Genomic DNA, 22,594 nt, shown 5'->3' with positions numbered 1-22,594 from the left:
CAACTCATGGCGACTTATAAAGCATTACTGACTACCGCCGGCGCGGCCAAAATCGCCGCCGCCACGGCAGGCGGAACGCAGGTCAAAATCACGCGCATGGCCGTCGGTGACGGGGGCGGAAAACTCCCGACGCCTGACCCAAAACAGGTCAAACTTGTTAATGAAGTTTATCGCGCCAATCTCAACCGGCTAAGCATTGACGCCAAAAACAGTAATTATCTGGTGGCCGAACTGGTGATCCAGCCAGATGTCGGCGGCTTCTGGATGCGTGAAATGGGCTTATACGATGCTGACGGCGTGCTGATTGCTGTCAGCAATATGGCGGAAAGCTATAAACCCAAGCTTGCCGAAGGGTCAGGCCGGTTGCAGACCCTGCGCATGGTGCTCATCGTTAGCGAAATTGAGTCCGTCGCGCTGAGCATTGACGGCTCGACGGTCATGGCGACAAAAGATTATGTAGACGACAAGCTGACAGAGCATGAGAAATCGCGCAAACACCCGGACGGGACGCTGACGGCTAAAGGTTTTGTGCAGCTTAACAGCTCGGTCAGCAGTGCCAGCGAGGTTCTGGCTGCGACGCCGAAAGCGGTGAAGACCGCCAACGACAATGCGAATACGCGCGTCCCTTCCACCCGTAAAATTAACGGTAAGGCGTTAAGCGCAGACCAAACTCTGACGGCAGTGGACGTGGGAGCGATGCCACTATCGTCTACCAATCTCGGCAACACCAATATCAATACGTTTGGGCGTGACAAGTTCGGCATTTATTCGCAGACATCCCCTACGCAGGCAACGGCAGCCAACGGCTACCCTGCAATGCTGGCCGGTATTTTGGAAGTGTTTCCGGGTGCCTACACTAACGGCGTGATCCAGCGTTACACCGAACACCTTTCCGGTAAATGTTGGCAGCGCGCATCAAGCAACGTCTGGAACGGGACAGATGGTCCATGGAGTGACTGGGTGCAATCCAGCACCGTCGGTTCTGTTGCCGCAAACTCTGCCCTCGGCTCAACTGACCTGAACACTGTGGGGTTTGGCCTGACGACTGTTCAGGCGGCGATATATCACCAATCCGCCAACGCATCCGCGACGGCAGACAGGAATTACCCCGAAGCTAAAGCGGGCACGCTGTTTGTCACCGGCAGCGCCTACGGCTGTCAGCAGATGTATATCACTTTCGATACGTGCAACGTCTGGATCCGCGGACTTACTTCAAACTGGAACGGGAAGGATGGACCATGGCGTCCATGGGTTGCCATGTATGGCACCAACAATAAACCGACGGCCGCAGACGTGGGCGCGTGGTCAGCAGCGCAAAGCGCCGCCAGCGAAAAAGCGCTGTCTGATGAAATCGCGACAGCGTTTAAAATTCGCGAAAACTTAACGGCGACGGATTCCCCGAACACGCTTCGCGGGAGTGCCATGTTTGGGCATTACGGGGTGCCTGGCGTTGCGGCGGCAACCACGACAAAAGGCTATCCGATGAATGGTTTTGTCGGGGTTATTTTCGTTACTTGGGGTCCGAATGCCACACAGCAAATTGCCTTTAATAGTAACGGGCGACAATTCACCCGTTACGCGACAGGCGCGTGGAACGGTGTTGATGGTCCATGGTCTGGCTGGAATGAAATTTATTGTCAGGCAAACAAACCGAGTCCGGCAGACGTCGGAGCATTGCCTGCGGGCGGCACCGCTGTAGCAGCAACTAAACTCGCCACCGCGCGGAAGATTGCCGGTGTGGCCTTTGACGGCACGAAAGACATCAATCTCACCAACTCGAATGTCGGGCTGGGGAATGTCGGGAATTTTGCCGCCGTTCAGCAAGGCGGCGGTGTCGGTATGCAGACCAATAAAGTCTATATCGGCTGGACGGGTTCTAAGGTCAAAATTCAGGTAGATGCTTCTGATATGGGGGAGGTTTACACCACTAATTTTCCGCCACCACAAAGAGATTCATATACCAAAACGGAATCCGATGGACGTTATATCTACCGTGATACTTCCACTACTGTTGGCTTTGTTTCGGGCAATGCAAATGATCCTTATATACGTCATTCAACCACCAATGGCGTTGTTGTCCTGCCCACTAGGGAGCAGTTACAAAACGAAATTGCAGGGACTCGCAATTGGGCGAATGGCGATTTACGCAATGATATTTATGCCTACGGTGATAACCGATACGTTTACGACGTACAGCGCGGCAGTCAGGCGCTGGAGAATGCGGGCTGGACTGCTCAGCAGGTTTGGGAAGCGCCGACGGGGTGTTTCATGACGGGATTAAACATACGTCCGGATATGGGCGATTGCCGAATGATGGGGAAATACTACCGCGCGTTAATGATTAGATCGGCCAGTGGAAGCTGGCGACAGGTGGGGAACTAATATGATTACGTTTAAAAATATCAAAATCTCTAAGCAAGTTTTTGAGGAAGGTTTGGCAGTCCCCGTTCTCTATTTCGAAGATGAAGACGGTAATGATTGGTACACATTACGCGATGAGAAATGGGCGGGTAAAAACGCATTTATTGCCGTGGGTCAGGATGGGTTTATTAATACATGGTCGGAGAACCCGAACTTTTTAACGCTATCAGAAGGTGTGAGTGTTTATGAAGTTTCAGCTAAAAATTTACCGGCAGATATTGGAGAGCAAACCTACAGCTATCAGGACGGGAAAATTATTAAGTTTGAGCCGGTAGCGTCAGAAGTGGCTGAGCAAAAAAGAAATAACTTGCTGAGCAACGCGACCACCGCCATTACGCCGTTACAGGATGCTGTAGATATTGATGACGCCACAGAGGCTGAACTGCTCCAGCTCAAAGCATGGAAAACTTACCGGGTTGCCCTTAATAGGCTGGATTTAACCACTGCACCTGATATCGCTTGGCCAGAAATGCCGACGTTAGCAACGATCGGTGAAAACGATCAGTCTGCACTTATTGATCAGTAATAACTATTTGAAAGGTGTGGGTATTAAATCAACAATCCCTTAACAGTTAATTAAGGGGTGAACGTGGAATTAAGTAAAGAAGAGGCCGAATTGCTGGCGTGGTTCATTGGTCTGCACTGGATTGAATTTTCTGAACATGCAGAGGAAATGGTCAGCGTTTGCGCACTGCATCGGTTGGCTGAAAAATTAGGCCTGAATAATCCGTAATTCATCAATAACAACCTAGCCCGGCAATTGCCGGGCTTTTTAATGCCGCGCTTTTTATATGTGCTGTTGTACTAATCCCCTCCCAACGCTCACGCCTCGCCCTGACCACCGTTAAACAACAAAATTGATTTGCCTATTTTAACGGAGCTAACCCGATGAGTGATTTTCACCACGGCGTGCAGGTCGTCGAAATTAACGACGGAACGCGCGTTATTACCACCGTATCCACGGCCATTATCGGCATGGTCTGCACGGCCAACGACGCTGACGAAAAAGTCTTCCCGCTCAATACGCCAGTCCTTATCACCGATGTGATCGCCGCGCAGGGCAAGGCGGGGAAAACCGGCACCCTGTTACCGGCGCTGACGGCCATTGGCGACCAGTGCAAACCGGTCACGGTCGTGGTGCGCGTGGCGGAATCAGAGAACGAAGATGCTGATGAAGCCGCCGCCGAAACGCTGTCTAACATCATCGGCGGTGCGGATGAACGCGGGCAGTACACCGGCATGAAAGCCCTGCTTACCGCCGAAGCCGTCACAGGCGTAAAACCGCGCATTCTCGGCGTGCCCGGTCTGGACTCGCAGGAAGTGGCCACGGCACTGGCCACCGTCTGCCAGTCGCTGCGCGCATTCGGTTACATCAGCGCATGGGAATGCAAAACCATTTCCGACGCCATTAAGTACCGTGACAACTTTAGCCAGCGCGAACTGATGCTCATCTGGCCGGACTTTATTGCATGGGATACTACCGCGAACGCCAGCACTACGGCCTACGCCACCGCCCGCGCCTTGGGGCTTCGCGCCAAGATTGACCAAGACACCGGCTGGCATAAAACCCTGTCAAACGTCGGCGTGAATGGCGTGACCGGTATCAGCGCCTCGGTGTTTTGGGATTTGCAGGCGTCGGGGACTGACGCTGACCTGCTCAACGAGGCCGGAGTCACTACGCTTGTGCGCAAAGACGGCTTCCGCTTTTGGGGAAACCGCACCTGCTCTGATGACCCGCTTTTCCTGTTTGAGAACTACACCCGCACGGCGCAGGTGCTGGCCGACACGATGGCCGAAGCGCACATGTGGGCAGTGGATAAACCGATGACCGCCTCACTTATCCGCGACATCATCGACGGCATTAACGCCAAATTCCGCGAGCTCAAATCCAACGGCTACATCATCGACGGCAGTTGCTGGTTTGATGAATCCGCCAACGATAAAGACACCCTGAAAGCCGGGAAACTCTATATCGACTATGACTACACGCCGGTGCCGCCGCTGGAAAGTCTGACCCTGCGTCAGCGCATCACCGACACCTACCTCGTGAATCTGGCCGCATCCATTAACAGCTAAGGGCAATCAATATGGCACTTCCTCGCAAACTGAAATACCTCAACCTGTTTAACGACGGCCTGAGTTACATGGGCGTGGTGCAGTCGGTCACGCTGCCAAAGCTGACCCGCAAGCTTGAGAACTATCGCGGCGGCGGGATGAACGGCTCCGCGCCGGTGGATTTTGGGCTGGATGACGATGCGCTCACCGTTGAATGGTCAATTGGTGGGCTCCCGGACAGCGCTCTGTGGGCGCAGTATGCCGCCGCCGGTGCTGCGGATGTTCCGTTGCGGTTTGCCGGGTCTTTCCAGCGTGACGATACCGGCGACGTCTCCGCAGTGGAAATCGTTATGCGTGGCCGTCACAAAGAAATCGACACCGGCGACATGAAGCAGGGCGAAGACACCGAAAGCAAAATCACCACGCAGTGTACGTATTACAAGCTGGTGGTTGACGGAAATACGCTGATTGAAATCGACACCGTGAACATGGTCGAAATCGTCAACGGTACCGACATGCTGGAAAAACACCGCCGCAATATCGGGCTGTAATGTTTTGGTGGCCGGTGTGCTGGCCACGTTCCCTTACCAACTCTGAGAAAAACCATGAAAAAGACCGACACAGTTACCGCAGACAATACCCAAGAAAACGCCAACGTCGTAACGCTGGATACGCCAATCAAACGCGGCGACACCCTGATTACCGAAGTAAACGTGATCCGCCCGAACGCCGGTGCGCTACGCGGCGTCAGTCTGGCCGACGTGGCCAGCTCAAACGTGGACGCGCTGCTGATGGTTCTGCCGCGCATCACCTACCCGACGCTGACAAAAGAGGAGTGCGCCGCGCTGTCGCTGCCGGATATGGTCGGGCTGGCCGGAAAGGTGATTAATTTTTTGTTGCCGAATTCGGAACGCTGACGTTTCCACCGCGGCTGTCGGTTGATGACCTGATGGCCGACGTGGCGGTGGTCTTTCACTGGCCACCGTCAGAACTCTATCCGCTGAGCCTTCCCGAGCTCGTCACATGGCGCGCTAAAGCGCACGAACGAAGTGGACACGCCAATGAGTAACAATGTGACATTGCAGGTTTTACTCAAGGCTGTTGACCAAGCGACCCGCCCGTTTAAATCCATCCAGACAGCGAGCAAGTCGCTGTCTCAGGAAATCCGAACCACCCAACAGTCCATCAAGCAGCTAAACGCCCAAGCCGGGCAGATAGAGGGGTTTCGTAAAACGAGTGCACAGCTTGCCGTCACCGGCCAGTCACTAAAAAACGCCAAGCAGGAAGCCGCCGCGCTTGCCCTCCAGTTTAGAAACACCGCCAATCCTACGCGCGCGCAGACGCAGGCAATGGAAGCGGCCAAGCGCACGGCCTCCGAACTTCAGCTCAAATACAACGGCCTGCGGCAGTCCGTTCAGCGTCAGCGACAGGAGCTGTCGCAGGCGGGTATCAATACCCGTAATTTGTCAGCCGACGAGCGCCGACTGCGCACCTCGCTGAGTGAGACTAACGCACAGCTTAATCGTCAGCGGGAGGCTCTGGCTCGGGTCAGCGCGCAGCAGGCAAAACTCAACGCGGTAAAAAATCGTTATGAGTCGGGTCAGCGGCTGGCCTCCGGGGCGCGCAGCGCGGGGATGGCCGGTGTGGGCGTTGCCGCCGCCGGTCTGTACGGTGAGGCTAAATTTATTGCGCCGGGCATCGGCTTTGACAAACAAATGTCAGGAACGCAGGCCATTCTCGGTTTGAATAAGGGCGAGGAAAAGCTCGGCCAAATCCGCAAACAGGCGCGCGATATTGGTGCGACAACGGCGTTTTCTCCGGGAGACGTTGCCCGGACGCAGACCACGCTTGCCCGCTCCGGGTATGACGCTGATTCGGTGCTGGCGGCGACGGGTTCGACGGTCAATCTCAGCCTTGCGGCGGATGTCGATATTGCCGAGGCGGCAGACATCATCACCAATATGCAGTCTGCGTTTAACCTGCCGACCACGCAGATTGAGCGTGTCGCAGATGTCATGACCAAGGGCTTTACCTCATCCAACACCGGCCTGATTGAGCTGGGCGAAGCAATGAAATATGTCGCCCCTATCGCGGAGGCGGCGGGTGCCAGCATCGAGGACACCACCGCCTTGCTCGGCATTCTTGCGGATAACGGCATCAAAGGCTCAATGGCCGGTACCGGCGCGAGTGCCATTTTCAGCCGATTACAGGCACCGGTGGGACAGTCTCCGGCGGCGCTCAACGAGCTGGGGGTGAAAACGCGCGACGGCAAAGGGGACATGCTCCCGGTCGAGAAAATCCTTAAATCCATCAACCAGTCGTTTAAGAAAAATAAGCTCGGTACGGCGCAGAAAGCGCAATACCTGAAAGTCATCTTCGGTGAAGAGGCCATGAAAGGCGCGGTCAAGCTGGTGGCCGCAGCCGGAAACGGCAGTCTGGACGCGAAGCGCAATGCGATACAAAACTCATCTGGCACTACGGAGCGCATTGCAAAAGTCCAGACCGACAACCTCGACGGCGATTTAAAAAACCTCGCTTCGGCGTGGGAAGATTTGCAGATTGAGGTTTTCGAAAAGCAGGACACCGCGCTGCGACGCCTGACCACCTCCGCAACCGAGTGGCTCGGCAAGGTCGGCCAATGGACGAAGGAAAACCCGGAGCTGACAAAAACCCTGTTTGCAGTGACCACCGGTGCGCTGGCGATCCTTGGCGTGCTGGGCAGTATTGGCCTCATCGCGTGGCCGGTCATTGCCGGGGTAAACGCGATTATCGCCGTTGCCGGTACGCTGGGCGTGGCGTTCAGCACGGCGGGAGCAACCATTGTGACCGCACTGGGGGCGATCACCTGGCCTGTCGTTGCCGTCGGTCTGGCCATCGTGGCCGGCGCGCTGCTCATCCGTAAATACTGGGAGCCTATCAGCGCCTTTTTCGCCGGTGTGATTGAGGGGCTGGGCGTGGCGTTTGCGCCGGTAAAAGAGCTCTTTTCCCCGCTTAAACCGGTCTTTGAATGGCTGGGTGAGAAGCTCAAAGCGGTCTGGCAATGGTTCAAAGATTTGGTTGCGCCGGTGAAGTCCACGAAGGAAACCCTCGACGGCTGCAAAAACGCCGGTGTGCTGTTCGGGCAGGCGGTGGCCAATGCGCTTACCGCACCGCTGCGGGCGTTCAACAAGCTTCGGGAAGGTGTGGACTGGCTGCTAAACAAGCTTGGCCTCATCAAAGACGAATCTGCCGATCTGGATAAGAACGCTGACAAAGCCCAGCAGCGCGCAAAAAATGATGCCGGGCGCGAGCCGCAGTCTTTGCCGCCGGGTGGCCTGCTCGGTGGCGGCTATGCCCCGGTATCCGCAGGCGGTGGCCGAAGCTATACCGACAACAGCAAAAACAACTACCAGATTTCCGTGGGCGCCGGAATGGGTGCGCAGGATACCAGCCGCCAAGTTATCGACGCACTGGACGCCCGCGAACGTCAGCGCCGGGCAGAGCTGCGCTCCCGCCTTGGATACGATTAAGGAGAATTTCGCATGATGTTAGCGCTTGGGTTATTTGTGTTTCAGCTACAAACCGTCCCTTATCAGAGCCTGCAACGAAGTGTTGATTACCGCTGGCCGTCAAACAGCCGTATTGGCCAGCGTCCCGCGCTGCAATTTCTCGGCGTGAACGAGGAAAAAATCACCCTGTCAGGCGTACTGATGCCTGAAATCACCGGCGGAAGAATGTCCCTGCTGGTACTCAACCAGATGGCCAATGAGGGTAAGGCGTGGCCGCTGCTGGAGGGCTCGGGCACAATTTATGGGATGTTCGTCGTGGAGAGCCTCAGTGAAACCCGCAGTGAATTCTTTGCTGACGGCAGCGCGCGCAGCATTGAGTTTACGCTGACGCTCACGCGCGTGGATGAGTCCCTGACCGCCATGTTTGGTGATTTGCAGCAGCAGGCTGACGGATTGCTGAATAAGGCCAGTACGGCCAAGCAGGGAGTGCTGTCATGATAACGGGGCTGACGGTTGACGCAGGGGCAACGCTGGCACCGGCATTTATGCTGACGCAGGCGGGCAATGATATTACGCAGGATATCAGCGCCCGGCTGTTGTCGCTGACGCTGACCGATAATCGCGGATTTGAGGCTGACCAACTCGATATCGAACTCGACGACAGCGACGGACAGGTAGAAATGCCGCCGCGCGGTGCGGTGCTCTCCCTGTTCTTGGGCTGGCAGGGCTCGGCGCTGCTGGGTAAGGGAGAATTTACGGTGGATGAGATTGAACACCGTGGCGCGCCGGATACGCTGACTATCCGGGCGCGCAGCGCTGACTTTCGCGGCACCCTGAATTCACGGCGTGAAATGTCCTACCACGACACCACGCTCGGTCAGGTGGTTGAGCAAATCGCCGCGCGCAATAAGCTGACGGCCAGCGTGGCCACGCAACTGAACGCCATCAGTATTCCGCACATCGACCAGTCTCAGGAATCTGACGCCAAGTTTTTAACCCGTCTGGCCACGCGCAACGGGGCTGAGGTCTCATTGAAAGCCGGTAAGTTACTTTTTCTGAAAGCAGGGAGCGGCACCACCGCCAGCGGTAAACCTATACCGACCATGACAATTGAACGCGCCGACGGTGACCGGCATCAGTTCGCCATTGCTGACCGGGGGGCATACACCGGCGTAACGGCTAAATGGCTGCATACCAAAGACCCTAAGCCCAAAAAGCAAAAGGTTAAAATTCAGCGAAAGCCCAAGTTTAAACAACTGCGCGCACTGCAACACCCCAAAGCGAAACCGGTTAAAGCCAAGGCGGCGGCAGTCAAAACACCCGAAGCCAAAGAAGGTGAATACATGGCCGGTGAAGCGGATAACGTTTTTGCACTGACCACCATCTATGCCAGCAAAGCGCAGGCCATGCGCGCAGCGGCGGCAAAGTGGGATAAGTTGCAACGCGGTGTGGCGGAGTTCTCCATTAGTCTCGCCATGGGGCGCGCGGATTTATATCCTGAAACGCCGGTGCGGGTTAAAGGGTTTAAGCACGTCATAGACGAGCAGTCATGGATTATTGCTAAGGTGGTTCACTCACTCAGTAATAGTGGCTACACGACGTCACTAGACCTTGAGGTGAGGCTTTCAGACGTAGAGTTTGACACACAGGAGGAATGACCACTAAACTTCTTAACTGTTTGTTTTAAATGAATTTAATGGTTAAAATCAACGCATCTTAAAGTGATTCATTGAGGTGGTGATCATGTTCCATTGTCCAATCTGCAAATACGCTGCACATACCCGTTCAAGCCGTTACCTGAGTGAGAACACCAAGGAACGTTATAACCAATGCCAGAACATAAATTGTGGCCATACCTTCAAGACAATGGAGTCATTCGACGGCTCAATTATGAAGCCGGGACATATCAACGCAGTGATGCCCCACCCAACCTCACATGGTCAACAAAACTTCCTGATGTAGCATGAAAAAGCCCCGCAATGCGGGGCTTGTTTTCTTAACGTGGTCAATGTGTGGACATTGAAAGAAATAAATCCTTTTATTTCAATTAACTAAAAACATATAAATGGCCCCTTCGGGAGCCTTTTTTATGCCTGCGGTAAATTTCAGGCAAAAAAAACACTTGTCTGAAGGACAAGTGTCTAAAAACAATCAGGTCTAGGACAACAGATTTAGTGCCTCACTCAACGTTTTGCCTTCTGGGTGATAGCGCTTGCGCGTTATCGGTCAGGATGACAATAGGCACTGTAAATTGGCTCTGCATCATTCCCAGGTTTATGAAGCCGGAGCAAACATAATGGGTGGAATGAGCATCTACGGCGGGAATATTGCAGGACGCGTGCCAGAATGGCAAGCATCTGTTTATAATTTTTTATCGCACTGATAATTAACGATTTTGTTTTTATAAAACACCGGTGCTCTGTTTCTCCGAAGGCGGATACGCTCCGGCAATCCCCCATTCTGTCGCCAGTGAACGACGCAGGAATGTCAGCTTAGGTGAGTCTTTATTTATCAATAAGATAAGTGTCTCCAGAAAGAGACAGAGAAAAGTGCGTATGTCGCTGATAAACAACAAGACCAGGAAGAGACGTGAGAGCAGTTTTTAAAAGCAGAAAACAAAAAGCCCTGCATTTCTGCAGGGCTCTTTATTTGAATTGGTCGGCGAGAGAGGATTCGAACCTCCGACCCACTGGTCCCAAACCAGTTGCGCTACCAAGCTGCGCTACTCGCCGATGTCGTGCATCTTACTACTTCTTGACGCTAACTGCATCATTTAAATGCATTTTGTGTGTGGTGCGAAGGGAGGGACTCGAACCCTCACATCCAAAGGACACTAACACCTGAAGCTAGCGCGTCTACCAATTCCGCCACCATCGCATGTCACATTCACAAAATCATTTAAAAAATTTGGGGTGGCTAATGGGGCTCGAACCCACGACAACTGGAATCACAATCCAGGGCTCTACCAACTGAGCTATAGCCACCATTTCAAACTTTTCTACATCGTGGACTGCTTAACTTCAAACAAGACCACCGCAACTCTAGCGCAAACTTAATGGTGCGCCCGACAGGATTCGAACCTGAGACCTCTGCCTCCGGAGGGCAGCGCTCTATCCAGCTGAGCTACGGGCGCTTAGCGCCGTTGCGGGTGGGGATACTACGGTTTTAACGCATGGCTGTCTAGTGCTTTTTTTCAGAAATATTGCGTTTGATTACGCTTTGTCCAATACGCATTAAAAGTAAGCGCCCAACCTCCCCCACCCATGACTTAAGACGTTATTTTGCCTTTTCTGCCGTCAGCGCAGCACGCTTATGCATGCCGAGGCCGAAGTATATCAGTGACACTCCCGCGATGAAAATCCCGCCTACCAGCAAAGAAATTCGCGTATCCGGGTTAATTGCCATACCCACGAGCACGCAGGCCAGGAAAATCAGCGTCAGATAATTGGTATAAGGGAAGAGAATCGATTTAAACGGGTGGTTCTTCAATTTCTCTTTATGCGCTTCACGAAAACGCAACTGACTAATCAGTACCACAAACCACGGCACCATTCCCGGCAGAACACTGGCGCTGTAAACGTAAACGAAGACTTTCTCCGGATTCGGGATCAGGTAATTCAGGCACGAACCGACCAGCAAACACAAAATCGTGATCGCGATACCGTAAACAGGGACGCCGCTTTTTGAGACGTTGCTCAGGAATGCGGGCAGTTGGCGATTCTTCGACAATGCATAGAGCATGCGCCCGCAGCTGTACATTCCGCTGTTACAGCCGGAGAGCGCCGCCGTCAGCACCACAAAGTTGATGATACCTGCCGCCGAGGCAATGCCTATCTTCGCGAACGTCAGGACGAACGGGCTGCCGTGCGTGCCCATTTCGTTCCACGGGAAGATGGTGATGATGACGAAAATGGCACCGACGTAGAAAATCAGGATCCGCCACAGGATGTTATTGATGGCGCGTTTAAGCGTCACCTGTGGATTTTTCGCTTCACCGGCGGTAATCCCCACCAGTTCGACGCCCTGATAGGACGCCACGACGATACACAGCGCAAACAGGAAACCTTTCCAGCCTCCGGCGAAGAAGCCGCCGTGCGCAGTCAGATTCGCAAAGCCCACCGGCTCGCCGTGATTACCGAAGCCGAAGAAGATCACCGCCAGACCGACCACGATCATCACAATAATGGTGGTGATTTTGATCAGCGCAAACCAGAACTCCATCTCACCGTAGAGTTTCACCGCGGCCAGGTTGGCCGCTGCGACAATCGCCACGGCCATCAGCGCCGGGATCCACTGCGGTAACTCCGGGAACCAGTATTGTGCATAAACGCCGATCGCGGTGATTTCAGAAATCCCCACCGCAATCCACATAAACCAGTAACTCCACGCCGTCAGATAGCCATAGTAAGGCCCGAGGTATTTATGTGCGTAGACCGCAAACGAACCGGCCACCGGCTCCAGATGCAGCATTTCGCCCATCGAACGCATGATAAAGAAGACAAAAATACCGGCCAGAATGTACGCCAGTAAAACAGAAGGCCCCGCCCATTTCAGAGTGCTCGCCGCGCCCATAAACAGCCCGACACCGATGGTACCGCCCAGGGCAATCAGCTCAATGTGTCTGGCTTCCAGCCCCCGGTGTAGCCCACCCTTTTCTTCTTGATTCGCCATAATTCCTCAGTTTCTCAGTGTTGTGTTTGCCTTCCGGAATGACCGGAATGTTATTTTTTTATTGTGATAATGCCCGCATGGGGCGGAAAAACGGCGTTATGGTTCCGCATTTCAGGATGAGTTGCAAACCACAATTGAGAAAGATACGCATCAGTAGACACGGCGGGATGCAAGAGAGGGTAACCGGAGGTGAGAAATGAGAGGTAAAACGCCGCGCTGAAAATCAGTCGCGGCGCAAGTTTTACAGACGGCCTGTGTAGTAATAACGGACGAATTTGAGGAGTTTCAGTTGACGGCGCAGACGGCTGGGTTGGGAAATCAGGCGATACAGCCACTCAAGCCCCATCTTTTGCCAGATCTTAGGGGCACGCTTCACATGGCCGGTAAACACATCATAAGTGCCACCGATGCCCATATACAGCGCATCCGGATGAACCCGGCGGCAATCACGCATCAGGATTTCTTGTTTCGGCGAGCCCATAGCCACCGTCACAATGGCCGCCCCGCTGGCTTTGACTCTTTCGAATAACGCCTCGCGCTGGTCGGGAGTGAAATATCCGTTCTGGCTGCCCGCAATATTAACGTTCCACTGCGCACGCAGTTTGTCTTCAGTTTGTTGCAGGATGTCCGGTTTGCCGCCGATCAAAAACACCGGCGTACCTTCCGCGCCTGCACGCTGCATCAGGCCTTCCCACAAGTCTGCCCCGGCAATGCGCGACACCCTGGCCTGCGGATATTTCTTGCGGATAGCGCGGACGATGCTGATACCGTCGGCGTATTTGTATTCGGCTTCACCTATCAGCGTGCTGAGCTCCGGATTAGTTTCAATGGTCAGCACTTTTTCAGCATTTATCGCCACCAGCGCACCGGTTTTCACCTGACGACCGGCAAATAAATAATCAATGAAATGCGCCATATCGCGAAAGCCCCAGAGGCGAATCCCGCGGATGTCATAGTGTGGAATGGTATTATTTTCAGAGTTCATTAGCTTTCCCTACAGCGACCGTCGCGACACGGTGTTCCCGGCGCGGCATCTTGGCGCGGATAAGCCCTGCGGCGTCCAGCATCCAGTACAACATTTTGGCCGCGACCAGACAGGCCCCGAACACGACACAGAAAAAGACCACACGGGAAAAGAACGAGTCCACCCCTTCCCTGGCCAGCACGATAATATTGAAAACGGCACCGAAACAGAAACTTTGCAAAATGGCTGCTTTATATATGTTGGTGTCGGCTTTGCCTTTCTCATATAACCAGTCAAACCATTTGATGATCATCCCCACCGCGACAGCCCCCAGCGGAATAAACCATACGCCGCCCATGACGACCAGTGAACCAATCAGCGTCGGGGAGATCGCCAGGCCGGAGTGGTTATCCAGCACTTCCCAGGTGAAATAGTTGGCGGAGTTGAGAACAATGCTCGGGCGGTCATGCCATAACCAGCTTGGGATAAACACGTAGAAATCTCGCACGATAGGCGCCAGCCCCTGGAAGCTGATTTTGTCGTAATTCTGCAACAGCAGCCCCAGGTTTTCCCACGGTGAGAACGTATCGCGCGTCAGGTACAGGAAAGTATAAAACGCCTCAGGCCCGCTGACGTTCAGACCGTAGCGCTTCAGCGCCAGCCAGAACATCCCGACAATTCCGAGCACGCCTGCCGCCGCCAGCATCCACAACGATATCCATCCACGGACAATGCCGATAAACAGAAACAGCGCGAAGGCGATGATGATATTGGCACGCGTGCCGCCCACGATCACATACGTGAGGAAACCAAAGGCAACGGTGCTGGCGAGGAAAAACAGCCAGCGGCGGACGTCGGGTTTGAGGAAAAACAGCACCAGCATGGCCGGAATGAAGAAATAGAAGAAGCGTTTGAGCGCCACGCCCGAGACGTCACTGGAGAAAATCTGGCTGTACGACTTCAGCTTAAACAGTAAAAAACCGTTATGCATAAAGAAGATCGACACCGTCACCACGGCAATCAGCGCCAGCAAAATCCAGGTCAGGTGAGTTTCCACCCGGTTCATGGTAAATATCGGGCGCGACGGGCCGTGATGTTTCGCCTTCAGCCGCGTTTTATAACAGACATAGTAAATGCCGTAGAAGCAGGTCGCGGCCAGCATGGCTTGCAACAAGTTTTCCACCGGCACCACTTTGACGTCAAACTGGAAAACCAGCAGGCAGGTCAGCGAAAATCCGAAGTAAAACGTCAGCAGATACAGCAGCGAAAACAGGACGTTGAAATTGAACCGCACCCGGCGAAATTCTTTGTAGGTCAGCGTCAGTATAAACATCAGCGAAAGCGCATAAACCACAGACAGGCCGCCTAACTGTGCCAGCGTCATGATGCATCTCCCGCCGCCAGCAACAACGCCTGTTGCCAGCCCGTGACGTAGTTCGGATTGAAGAAAGCGATGTTCTGCCGGTCAGTATTGAGCAACTGCCTGCGTGCCTCTGCCACGGTTTTCGCATCCAGAGCATCGCCGTAGAACAACACCGGAAGATGCTGTTCCGCCAGATCCTGCCAGAACGGGTTCTGGCGGCTTACCACAAAGGGGACGCCGAACTGAATCAGTAAACACTGCGTACCAATCGCCTGCTGACGATCGAAAATAAAATAGCCCAGCGAGCAGCGGCGCAGCACGTTGAGGTAATCCTCAAAGGCCATCGCATCCGTCAGCAGTTCCACCTGAGCAGGGGCAAACAGGGCCAGCGCTTCGGCCCGCACCTGTTCGATATAAGCCTGATTATTAGCCGGATAGCCCATCGGGATAATCACGCGGATATCTGCGCCGAACTGCTGATGCAGCGAACGCAACGCTTCAATGTGGCGATTACTGCGATCGCCGGAATTCCCGACCAGCACCGTCATCGGCCCTTCGGGCTCCGGGATGTCAGACGGCTGTGTCAGCGCAGGATCCATCCGGGTCGGGAAATAGAGCAACGACGACGGCACCCGCGGGTGACGTTGATGAAAATGAATCAGGTCACCGCGCGTACCGAAAACATGTCCAATACGGCCCTGCGCCAGACGGCGCAGAAGATAGAACAGACGGAATTTCAGGCTACCCGCAGATTCATATAAATCTGCGCCCCAGATATGCCAGCTGACCTGCTGCGATTTGATTTTGCCGGTCAGAATAGCCAGCCAGAGCGTCGGGTTAAATTGCCCGTGAAAGAAAAAATGGTGCATCCGTTCTTGCGCGCGGGTGATCACCGCGGCCGCCAGCGATTTTTTATCCGGATATACGCGGATATCCAGACGCGAGAATTCAGCAAACGCCGAGGCATCTTTCGCGGCCACCATAAAATGGCAGATCAGTTTTTCAGGCGCGCACTCAGCCAGTACGTCATTAAAGAAGCGCAGTACGGTGACATTATGGTGGGGAATGTCAGATCCCAAAACGTGAATCAGCGTTGTCATGCTCGTCTACGATATAGAAGGAATACGGTGCAACACAGGGCGAAATAGACGATGTAAGTCGCCATATAGGCCTGAGCCGCGCCCAGAGAACCGTGAATCGGGATCAGCCAGTGTGAAAATCCGGTCAGTAATGCGAACTGGCTGATTTCAGTCAGCACGTAAAAACGCAACGACGCACGGGCGATCACCAGATAACCAAACACATACGAGCCGACTTTCAGCACATCACCGACCAGTTGCCAGGCAAACAAATCGCGCATGGCCATAAACTGTTTGGAAAACAGCAACCAGATGGCGAAATCGCGCAACAGCCAGACCGAAAAACTGACGGCGGCCACGGCGGGCAGCACGAATTTCAGCGACCTGACGATCTCCTGAGAAATCGCCTGCTTATCCTTGAGTCGCGACAGCGTCGGCAACAAATAAACGCTGAAAGAGGCGGTGATAAATTGCAGGTACGCATCAGAAATACTGCTGACACCCTGCCAGATCCCCACTTCTTTCCAGCTGTAATGCTCCGCGAGAAGATTTCGCATCATCACGTACGCCACCGGAATAGTGACAGAGGTGATCAGCGCCATCAGCGTAAATTTGCCCAGATGGCTGGCGATAAAGCGATCCCAGCCCGGTTTCAGATACCGCAGCGGAAAGGGTTTACGCCGCCACAGCATGCCGCCGGCAGGCACAATCACCAGCGCAGGCACCAGCGCCAGCCCGGCCAGTGCGCCCTCATAGCCACCCAGTTTGTAACACAGTGCGAAGGCCAGTAACCCGATCAGGCTGCCGCCGATCACGGCCAGCGCGTTGCCTGCCGCATCGCGATAGCCTTTGAGGATCGCCTGAAAATAGTTGGCGTAGGCGATGCCCATCTGGATAAAAGCCACGGCGCGAACCACGGCCTGATAGCGATCGTGCCCGAACAGGCCAACGCTGACCGGCGCCGCGGCCAGCAGAAAAACCGCGGCCAGCAGCGTCGAGAACCCTAAAATCAGCGATGACGACGTGCCCAGCACGGCACTGAGGCGCTCAGGATTTTCATGGTGTTCGGCGACGTATTTGGTGACGCCATTGAAAATTCCGGCGCCGGACAATACACCGAGCACAGTGACCATCTGACGGAAATTGCCTGCCTGACCGACGCCCTCAGGGCCGAATGCCACCGCCAGCAGTTTCACCACCAGCAGCCCGGCACCGATTTTGATGAGCGTGGAACCGGCGGTCCAGACCGATGCTTTTGCCAGCGACATATCAGGCGAAGTATTGCAGCAAGGCCGCAATCACCGTGCGCTGCGTGTCATCGCTCATGTTGTAGAACAACGGCAGGCGCACCAGACGTTCGCTTTCCTGCGTGGTGAAGCGATCGGTGCCGTTAAAACGGCCAAAATCTTCCCCTGCCGGACAGGCGTGCAGCGGAATGTAATGGAATACCGTCAGAATATCCGCGGCCTTCATGTGGCGGATAAAGGCATCGCGATCCTCGATATCTTTCAGACGCAGATAGAACATGTGGGCGTTTTGCACACAATCCTGCGGAATACCCGGCAACTGGACGCGGCCTGCATCAGCCAGATCCTGCAATGCCTCGTAATATTCATTCCAGACAGAAAGGCGGCGCTGATTAATCTTTTCGGCAGCGTCCAGATTTCCCCACAAATATGCCGCCTGCAAATCGGACATCAGATAACTGGAGCCGATATCGCGCCAGGTGTATTTATCCACCTGTCCGCGGAAGAACTGGCTGCGGTTAGTGCCTTTTTCGCGGATGATTTCGGCACGGTCAATCAGCGCCGGATCGTTAATCAGCGTTGCACCGCCTTCCCCGCCTGCCGTGTAATTCTTGGTTTCGTGGAAACTGAAACAGCCGATATGGCCGATGGTGCCCAGCGCTTTGCCCTTGTAAGTCGACATGACTCCCTGCGCCGCATCTTCCACCACAAACAGACGGTGTTTTTCAGCCAGCGCCATAATCGTGTCCATTTCACAAGCCACGCCGGCGTAATGCACGGGCACAATCACTTTGGTTTTGTCGGTGATCGCCGCTTCAATCAGGGTTTCGTCGATGTTCATGGTATCGGGGCGGATATCCACAAAGACGATTTTTGCACCGCGCAGCACAAACGCATTGGCGGTAGAAACGAAGGTGAAACTCGGCATGATGACTTCGTCGCCGGGCTGGATATCCAGCAGAAGTGCGGCCATTTCAAGCGAGGCGGTACAGGACGGCGTCAGCAACACTTTCGGGCAATTGAAACGCTGCTCAAACCATTTCTGGCAACGCAGGGTAAACCCGCCATCGCCGCACAATTTGCCGCTGCTCATTGCCTCACGCATAAAATCAATTTCAGTACCGACGATCGGCGGCGCATTAAAAGGGATCATTGTTTCACCTGTACAGCCAGTACGCCGCGCGGGTGATTTTGCCACCGCTGGCGAGATATAGGTTTAAGGCCGCGAGGTTGCCGGTCTGGGTGGCGACGTGTAAACGCGACACTCCCTGTTCAGCACACCACTGTTTCGCAGCCGCCATTAATATTCTGCCCACTCCCCGCCCCTGACACTCAGGTCTGACGGCCAGCAGGCCAATTCTTGCTTCATCTGTCGACAGCTTTCGCAGCGTCACAAATCCGGCGTCCTTCCCCTGATCCTCCGCCCACAGGCAAAGATGATCAAAGGTGCCGAGCACCGCTTTTTCCGCCCACATCGCATAGAAACGGGCGCTGTCATCCGGCTGATACCAGGGTGCGCGGAAACGGCTGAGGTGAAACGCCTGACGGGCGATCGCCACCACATCGTGGATCTCTTCCGGCACTGCCGGTCGCCCTGCGGCCAGCGCGCTATCCTGCGCCACCACATCGATACACACGTCAGTTTCGCCTTCCGCCAGACGAAAGCTCAGCGCAGAGAGTGCATCCAGCGTGGGCAATTGGTCGGCGCCGACTTTCACCTGCACCAGCGCATACGCTGCCAGAGCCTGCGCCGTGACGTCGCCCGCAGAATCATCGAGCGTCAGCTTCGCGCTCTGCAACCGGAAGAATTCACTCTCCCAGCTGAGAGGATCAAGCGTGCCGCGCAGGCTTATCGCCATACGCCTTTTGTATCCACGATCCATGCCTGATCAACCTGAGCGGCGGGGATCGCTTTAAAGGAAGCATGATCAACCAGCATGACCAGCAGATCGGCACTTTCCAGCGCCTCTTCCAGAGAATGCAGGGTGACTTTTTCCGCCAGGGAAACGGGAAGCTGATGAACATTCGGTTCGACTGCCCAGGTTTCGCCGGCATGCCAGTCAGCAATCAGATGCGTAACTTCAACCGCAGGGCTTTCGCGCAAATCGTCGATATTGGGTTTAAATGCCAGGCCAAAGCAGGCGATTTTCACATCGGCGGCACGTTTTCCGGTGGCGGTCAGGCAATCTGCCAGCGCCGCTTTCACGCGATCGACCACCCAGTGCGGTTTACTGTCGTTCACTTCACGGGCGGTGCGGATAATCCGCGCCAGCTCAGGGTTTTGCGCGACGATAAACCACGGATCAACGGCGATACAGTGTCCGCCCACGCCAGGGCCTGGCTGCAAAATATTCACGCGTGGATGGCGGTTCGCCAGCGCAATCAGCTCCCAGACGTTAATCCCCTGCGCATCGCAAATCAGCGATAACTCATTGGCAAAAGCGATATTTACATCGCGGAAGCTGTTTTCAGTCAGCTTGCACATTTCGGCGGTGCGGGAATTGGTAACGACACATTCCCCTTTGAGGAAAATGTTATACAGCTCGCTGGCACGCTGCGAACACCGCGCCGTCATGCCACCGATAACACGATCGTTTTTGATAAGCTCGACCATCACCTGCCCTGGCAATACGCGCTCCGGACAATACGCAATGCTGATATCTGCCTGCTCACCCGCCTGTTGCGGGAAACTCAGGTCAGTACGCGCTTCTGCCAGCCATGCGGCCATCTGCTCCGTCGCGCCAACCGGCGATGTCGATTCCAGAATGATCAGGTCGCCTTTCTTCAGCACCGGCGCCAGTGAGCGCGCGGCAGATTCGACGAATTTCATGTCCGGCTGATGATCGCCTTTGAATGGCGTCGGCACGGCAATCAGGAAAGCGTCTGCGGGTTCCGGTTGGGTCACGGCACGCAGGAATCCGTCGTCGACCGCCTGCTTCACCAGCAGATCAAGATCGGGCTCAACAATATGAATGGCGCCACGGTTAATGGTGTCGACCGCGTGCTGATTGATGTCCACGCCCACCACTTTTTTCTGGTGCGAAGCAAAAGCAGCGGCGGTAGGCAGACCGATGTAACCCAGTCCGATAACAGAGATCGTGTTAAAGCTCATTGCGATACCCAATGATTTTTCAATGCGTCAAGAATGTGGTGACACGCATGTCCGTCACCGTAAGGATTGTGCGCCCGGCTCATGCTGTCGTACTCATCTTCATCCGTCAGCAGGCGGGTCACTTCCTCTACAATTTTAGCGGTATCCGTGCCAACCAGCCGGACTGTTTTGGCATCAACGGCTTCCGGACGCTCTGTCGTTTCCCGCATCACCAGCACCGGTTTACCCAGCGACGGCGCTTCTTCCTGCACGCCGCCGGAATCCGTCAGGATCAGATAGGCTTTGTCCATCAGGTAGACAAACGGCAGGTAGTCCTGAGGATCGATAAGCACAATGTTATCGATGCCATGCAGAATGCGATTCACCGGCTCGGTGACATTAGGATTGAGGTGCACCGGATACACAATTTGGACATCCGGGTGCTGGCGGGCGATGTCAGCAAGCGCTGTGCAAATCCTCTCGAACCCGCCACCAAAGCTTTCACGGCGGTGACCGGTGACCAGAATCAGCTTTTTATCTGCGTCCAGGAAGGGATAGCTGGCGGCGAGTTGTTGCGCCAGTGAATCATCGCTGCTGAAGCGATCCCTGACCCACAGCAAGGCATCAATCACCGTATTGCCGGTAACGTAAATCCCCTGCGCGGGGATGTTTTCCCTGAGCAAATTCGCTTTGGCATTTTCCGTCGGCGCGAAATGCCATTTGGCCAGATGCCCCGTCAGCAGACGGTTGGCTTCTTCCGGCCACGGCGACGAGAGATCGCCGGTGCGTAATCCGGCTTCAACGTGACCCACCGGAATTTGATGATAAAACGCCGCCAGACTGGCGGACAGCGTGGTCGTGGTATCGCCATGAACCAGCACGACGTCAGGTTTGAAATCATCCAGCACGGGTTTCAGCCCGGCCAGAATCCGGCAGGTAATTTCAGTCAATCCCTGTCCCGGCTTCATGATATTGAGATCATAATCCGGTGTAATTTCAAAGAGACGCAATACCTGGTCGAGCATTTCACGGTGCTGTGCCGTGACACAAACTTTGGATTCAAATGCCGCATCCTGCGACAAAGCATGCACCAGCGGCGCCATTTTTATGGCTTCCGGACGGGTGCCGAAGATCGTCAACACTTTCACAATGTGTTTCTCTTATTTTTACGACGCGTCAGGGCAACGCCTGCTCCGATCAGACCACCGACAATACCCCACATGATCATCAGGAATACGCGGCGCGGGCTGTCACGTTTTACAGGCTCTTCAGGCGTACGGAGATAACGGTAAGTCTGAAACTTCGCGGTCAGCGTCGGGCCAACATTTAGCGTCGAAAGCATCGCGCGGTTCTGATCATACTCCAGATCGTAGCCAGGGCCTGAAGCTTGTAGCAGTTCAAGGCGCGCTTTTAGCATCGGTACACCGAGCAGGAACATGTCGGAGTCCGGCAGTTCTTCAGCGGGGGTTTCCGTCACACTCTTATTAATATTCTGCTGCTGAGCAATTTTCAGCGCCTGCTCGGTGTTATTCGCAGTACGTTTGAAAATGGTTTGTGCGACTTCTTCCTGACGCTTTACCTGCGCTTTCATCGACTGCGTACGTGCGGCCCATGCGCCCTGAAGTTCATCGTAAAGATACTGAGAGGCGCGGGCGCTGGCAAAATTCACATACTGGCGCAGCAGCTTGTTTGCATCGGCGGAGTTTTCAGCAGTCAGTTTGACAATATCGTTCGGCACTTTGATGCCGTCGCGTGCGGTGAACTGGATATCGTTAATCAGTTCATCCAGTAAGACGGCATCCGCACGCGCATCACCTTCCTGACGCTGTTTGTAGTAAGGAGATTGCTGCCAGAAATCCCGGCGGGTGTCATAAGCCGCCAGTTGCATCACAAACTCGTTGTAGGCTTCATCTGAAATCGGTGGCCGGCTCGCATCACTCTGCGGCGCAGTACGCATATCCAGATTGCGCAGGAACTGCGCCTGAGAGAAATAGGAAGACAAGTTGTTTACCGTCGGGCGGTCGGTGATCGCCGTTGAACTCCACTCTTGTTTCATCAGATAGGAGGAGCCGAGAGCGACAAGTGCGAACAGTATTGCCAGACCCGCAATCCAGAATTTACCTTTCCATAAAGTGCAGCACAGGCCGCGGATATCGAGTTCGTTTTCGATGGCGCGTTCATTCTGGTTACTTGTCATTTCTGATTTATCCACAGC

21 protein-coding genes and 4 tRNA genes are annotated in these 22,594 nt (G+C 54.6%); 11 read left to right on the top strand and 14 right to left on the bottom strand.

Going from position 1 to position 22,594, the window contains the following annotated elements; translation table 11 throughout:
- Positions 1–6: 6 nt before the first annotated feature.
- From ACQZQY_RS05910 to ACQZQY_RS05860, 11 genes are all read left to right on the top strand, one after another.
- Entirely contained in the window at positions 7–2,382 is a 2,376-nt protein-coding gene (locus tag ACQZQY_RS05910; protein ID WP_431296760.1) for a phage tail protein, read from the top strand.
- A 1-nt stretch (position 2,383) separates the two neighbouring features.
- Positions 2,384–2,947 carry a tail fiber assembly protein gene (locus ACQZQY_RS05905; protein ID WP_431296759.1) on the top strand — a complete coding sequence of 188 codons (564 nt, stop codon included), beginning with the start codon at positions 2,384–2,386 and terminating at the stop codon, positions 2,945–2,947.
- Between the two features lie 63 nt (positions 2,948–3,010).
- Positions 3,011–3,154 carry a hypothetical protein gene (locus ACQZQY_RS05900; protein WP_431296758.1) on the top strand — a complete coding sequence of 48 codons (144 nt, stop codon included), beginning with the start codon at positions 3,011–3,013 and terminating at the stop codon, positions 3,152–3,154.
- Between the two features lie 155 nt (positions 3,155–3,309).
- Positions 3,310–4,497: a phage tail sheath protein gene (locus tag ACQZQY_RS05895; protein WP_431296757.1), complete on the top strand. Its 1,188-nt coding sequence runs from the start codon at positions 3,310–3,312 to the stop codon at positions 4,495–4,497.
- Positions 4,498–4,508: 11 nt separating this feature from the next.
- Positions 4,509–5,027, top strand: coding sequence for a phage major tail tube protein (locus tag ACQZQY_RS05890; protein WP_431296756.1), 519 nt, complete (start codon positions 4,509–4,511; stop codon positions 5,025–5,027).
- Positions 5,028–5,081: 54 nt separating this feature from the next.
- On the top strand, positions 5,082–5,393 hold the full coding sequence (locus ACQZQY_RS05885) for a phage tail assembly protein (RefSeq protein WP_217202973.1): 312 nt from the start codon (positions 5,082–5,084) through the stop codon (positions 5,391–5,393).
- Positions 5,390–5,545, top strand: coding sequence for a GpE family phage tail protein (locus ACQZQY_RS05880; protein WP_238485070.1), 156 nt, complete (start codon positions 5,390–5,392; stop codon positions 5,543–5,545). Before ACQZQY_RS05885 ends, ACQZQY_RS05880 begins: the two co-directional genes overlap by 4 nt.
- Positions 5,538–7,985 (top strand): phage tail tape measure protein, encoded by a 2,448-nt coding sequence (locus ACQZQY_RS05875; RefSeq protein ID WP_431296755.1) that lies wholly within the window; start codon positions 5,538–5,540, stop codon positions 7,983–7,985. Before ACQZQY_RS05880 ends, ACQZQY_RS05875 begins: the two co-directional genes overlap by 8 nt.
- Before the next feature lie 12 nt (positions 7,986–7,997).
- On the top strand, positions 7,998–8,462 hold the full coding sequence (locus ACQZQY_RS05870) for a phage tail protein (protein ID WP_431296754.1): 465 nt from the start codon (positions 7,998–8,000) through the stop codon (positions 8,460–8,462).
- Entirely contained in the window at positions 8,459–9,622 is a 1,164-nt protein-coding gene (locus ACQZQY_RS05865; protein WP_431296753.1) for a phage late control D family protein, read from the top strand. Before ACQZQY_RS05870 ends, ACQZQY_RS05865 begins: the two co-directional genes overlap by 4 nt.
- A gap of 85 nt (positions 9,623–9,707) precedes the next feature.
- Positions 9,708–9,926, top strand: a complete 219-nt coding sequence (locus tag ACQZQY_RS05860; protein WP_095922618.1) for a DNA-binding transcriptional regulator — start codon at positions 9,708–9,710, stop codon at positions 9,924–9,926.
- 693 nt (positions 9,927–10,619) lie between these two features.
- On the opposite strand, the gene ACQZQY_RS05855 is transcribed toward ACQZQY_RS05860, so the two are convergent.
- From ACQZQY_RS05855 to wzzE, 14 genes are all read right to left on the bottom strand, one after another.
- Positions 10,620–10,696 (bottom strand) — tRNA-Pro (locus tag ACQZQY_RS05855).
- 59 nt (positions 10,697–10,755) lie between these two features.
- Positions 10,756–10,841 (bottom strand) — tRNA-Leu (locus tag ACQZQY_RS05850).
- 31 nt (positions 10,842–10,872) lie between these two features.
- Positions 10,873–10,948: transfer RNA gene (locus ACQZQY_RS05845), tRNA-His, on the bottom strand.
- A gap of 72 nt (positions 10,949–11,020) precedes the next feature.
- Positions 11,021–11,097: transfer RNA gene (locus tag ACQZQY_RS05840), tRNA-Arg, on the bottom strand.
- 143 nt (positions 11,098–11,240) lie between these two features.
- Positions 11,241–12,635: a bifunctional threonine/serine APC transporter ThrP gene (gene thrP, locus ACQZQY_RS05835; RefSeq protein WP_056772293.1), complete on the bottom strand. Its 1,395-nt coding sequence runs from the start codon at positions 12,633–12,635 to the stop codon at positions 11,241–11,243.
- A gap of 241 nt (positions 12,636–12,876) precedes the next feature.
- Complete coding sequence (wecG, locus tag ACQZQY_RS05830; protein WP_431296752.1) at positions 12,877–13,620, bottom strand: lipopolysaccharide N-acetylmannosaminouronosyltransferase; 744 nt, start codon at positions 13,618–13,620, stop codon at positions 12,877–12,879.
- Positions 13,610–14,983: an ECA oligosaccharide polymerase gene (wzyE, locus tag ACQZQY_RS05825; RefSeq protein ID WP_431296751.1), complete on the bottom strand. Its 1,374-nt coding sequence runs from the start codon at positions 14,981–14,983 to the stop codon at positions 13,610–13,612. Before wzyE ends, wecG begins: the two co-directional genes overlap by 11 nt.
- The gene (locus tag ACQZQY_RS05820; protein WP_431296750.1) at positions 14,980–16,062 is read right to left on the bottom strand and encodes a TDP-N-acetylfucosamine:lipid II N-acetylfucosaminyltransferase; all 1,083 of its coding nucleotides are present in this window, start codon (positions 16,060–16,062) and stop codon (positions 14,980–14,982) included. The genes wzyE and ACQZQY_RS05820 overlap by 4 nt, the downstream gene beginning before the upstream one ends.
- Entirely contained in the window at positions 16,059–17,309 is a 1,251-nt protein-coding gene (gene wzxE / locus ACQZQY_RS05815; RefSeq protein ID WP_421671641.1) for a lipid III flippase WzxE, read from the bottom strand. The genes ACQZQY_RS05820 and wzxE overlap by 4 nt, the downstream gene beginning before the upstream one ends.
- A 1-nt stretch (position 17,310) precedes the next feature.
- A complete protein-coding gene (gene rffA, locus ACQZQY_RS05810; RefSeq protein ID WP_183850355.1) occupies positions 17,311–18,441 on the bottom strand; it encodes a dTDP-4-amino-4,6-dideoxygalactose transaminase in 1,131 nt (376 codons plus the stop codon).
- Between the two features lie 4 nt (positions 18,442–18,445).
- Entirely contained in the window at positions 18,446–19,171 is a 726-nt protein-coding gene (gene rffC, locus ACQZQY_RS05805) for a dTDP-4-amino-4,6-dideoxy-D-galactose acyltransferase (RefSeq protein WP_431296749.1), read from the bottom strand.
- On the bottom strand, positions 19,138–20,400 hold the full coding sequence (wecC, locus tag ACQZQY_RS05800) for a UDP-N-acetyl-D-mannosamine dehydrogenase (RefSeq protein ID WP_136375574.1): 1,263 nt from the start codon (positions 20,398–20,400) through the stop codon (positions 19,138–19,140). The genes rffC and wecC overlap by 34 nt, the downstream gene beginning before the upstream one ends.
- Positions 20,397–21,527 carry a non-hydrolyzing UDP-N-acetylglucosamine 2-epimerase gene (gene wecB / locus ACQZQY_RS05795; RefSeq protein WP_056772316.1) on the bottom strand — a complete coding sequence of 377 codons (1,131 nt, stop codon included), beginning with the start codon at positions 21,525–21,527 and terminating at the stop codon, positions 20,397–20,399. Before wecB ends, wecC begins: the two co-directional genes overlap by 4 nt.
- Positions 21,524–22,576, bottom strand: coding sequence for an ECA polysaccharide chain length modulation protein (gene wzzE, locus ACQZQY_RS05790; protein WP_431296748.1), 1,053 nt, complete (start codon positions 22,574–22,576; stop codon positions 21,524–21,526). The genes wecB and wzzE overlap by 4 nt, the downstream gene beginning before the upstream one ends.
- Between the last annotated feature and the right edge of the window lie 18 nt (positions 22,577–22,594).

The sequence above is a fragment of the Rahnella sp. PAMC25559 genome (assembly GCF_050632365.1).
Classification (GTDB): Bacteria; Pseudomonadota; Gammaproteobacteria; order Enterobacterales; family Enterobacteriaceae; genus Rahnella; species Rahnella rivi.
This window is presented reverse-complemented; position numbering and strand designations above follow the sequence as displayed.